We start from the raw sequence: 2,041 nt of genomic DNA, 5'->3' as shown, positions 1-2,041 counted from the left end.
GTGTCTGTTGTTTGAGAACTCAATAGTGTGCCATGTTTGTTGATACCAATTTTTTGTATTGAATTGGTTGAATTGGCTGGATGATGCCGCCCCTGTGGTGTTGTCTGGTTTTTACAGCTGGTTTCGAATTTTGTGCAGCCATTTTGTCCCGTGTTTCCGGGGTTGGTGGTTGTGTCTGTTTTTGTTTTTACTTCAACGGAGAGTTTGATCCTGGCTCAGGATGAACGCTGGCGGCGTGCTTAACACATGCAAGTCGAACGATGACCTCCAGCTTGCTGGGGTGATTAGTGGCGAACGGGTGAGTAACACGTGAGTAACCTGCCCTTGACTCTGGGATAAGCCTGGGAAACTGGGTCTAATACCGGATATGACTCCTCATCGCATGGTGGGGGGTGGAAAGCTTTTTGTGGTTTTGGATGGACTCGCGGCCTATCAGCTTGTTGGTGAGGTAATGGCTTACCAAGGCGACGACGGGTAGCCGGCCTGAGAGGGTGACCGGCCACACTGGGACTGAGACACGGCCCAGACTCCTACGGGAGGCAGCAGTGGGGAATATTGCACAATGGGCGCAAGCCTGATGCAGCGACGCCGCGTGAGGGATGACGGCCTTCGGGTTGTAAACCTCTTTCAGTAGGGAAGAAGCGAAAGTGACGGTACCTGCAGAAGAAGCGCCGGCTAACTACGTGCCAGCAGCCGCGGTAATACGTAGGGCGCAAGCGTTATCCGGAATTATTGGGCGTAAAGAGCTCGTAGGCGGTTTGTCGCGTCTGCCGTGAAAGTCCGGGGCTCAACTCCGGATCTGCGGTGGGTACGGGCAGACTAGAGTGATGTAGGGGAGACTGGAATTCCTGGTGTAGCGGTGAAATGCGCAGATATCAGGAGGAACACCGATGGCGAAGGCAGGTCTCTGGGCATTAACTGACGCTGAGGAGCGAAAGCATGGGGAGCGAACAGGATTAGATACCCTGGTAGTCCATGCCGTAAACGTTGGGCACTAGGTGTGGGGGACATTCCACGTTTTCCGCGCCGTAGCTAACGCATTAAGTGCCCCGCCTGGGGAGTACGGCCGCAAGGCTAAAACTCAAAGGAATTGACGGGGGCCCGCACAAGCGGCGGAGCATGCGGATTAATTCGATGCAACGCGAAGAACCTTACCAAGGCTTGACATGGACCAGACCGGACTGGAGACAGTTCTTCCCCTTTGGGGTTGGTTCACAGGTGGTGCATGGTTGTCGTCAGCTCGTGTCGTGAGATGTTGGGTTAAGTCCCGCAACGAGCGCAACCCTCGTTCTATGTTGCCAGCACGTGATGGTGGGGACTCATAGGAGACTGCCGGGGTCAACTCGGAGGAAGGTGGGGACGACGTCAAATCATCATGCCCCTTATGTCTTGGGCTTCACGCATGCTACAATGGCCGGTACAAAGGGTTGCGATACTGTGAGGTGGAGCTAATCCCAAAAAGCCGGTCTCAGTTCGGATTGGGGTCTGCAACTCGACCCCATGAAGTCGGAGTCGCTAGTAATCGCAGATCAGCAACGCTGCGGTGAATACGTTCCCGGGCCTTGTACACACCGCCCGTCAAGTCACGAAAGTTGGTAACACCCGAAGCCGGTGGCCTAACCCCTTGTGGGAGGGAGCTGTCGAAGGTGGGACTGGCGATTGGGACTAAGTCGTAACAAGGTAGCCGTACCGGAAGGTGCGGCTGGATCACCTCCTTTCTAAGGAGCACCTACAGTCCTTCATTCTCCATGTATGTGGTGGGTGGGGGTTGTCAGGAGTAAAGGCCCGTTGCGCAGACGATTGTTCTGCGGCGGGTGCTCAAGGGTGGAATATCAACAAATAGGTGCCTGGTGGCACGAACCATGGTTTAGTACGGGTTACTCCTTCGGGGGTGGTTCAGGAACGATGATGGTCTGTGGTTGCTGGGTAGTGTATGGCACACTGTTGGGTCCTGAGGCAACAGGACCGGGGGAGCGTAAGGCTTGTCCGGGTTTGTTTGTTTCTGGTTTCCTGGCTGCACCGAACACACGGTTGCTTTTCC

1 rRNA gene is annotated in these 2,041 nt (G+C 55.0%); it reads left to right on the top strand.

Annotation, left to right across the window (positions count from 1 at the left end):
* Positions 1 to 192: 192 nt before the first annotated feature.
* Positions 193 to 1,718, top strand: a 16S ribosomal RNA gene (locus ACU18_RS17845).
* The last annotated feature ends 323 nt before the right edge of the window (positions 1,719 to 2,041 follow it).

Origin of the sequence: Arthrobacter sp. ZBG10 (assembly GCF_001238605.1) — a bacterium.
In the GTDB taxonomy this organism is placed as follows: domain Bacteria; phylum Actinomycetota; class Actinomycetes; order Actinomycetales; family Micrococcaceae; genus Arthrobacter.
This window is presented reverse-complemented; position numbering and strand designations above follow the sequence as displayed.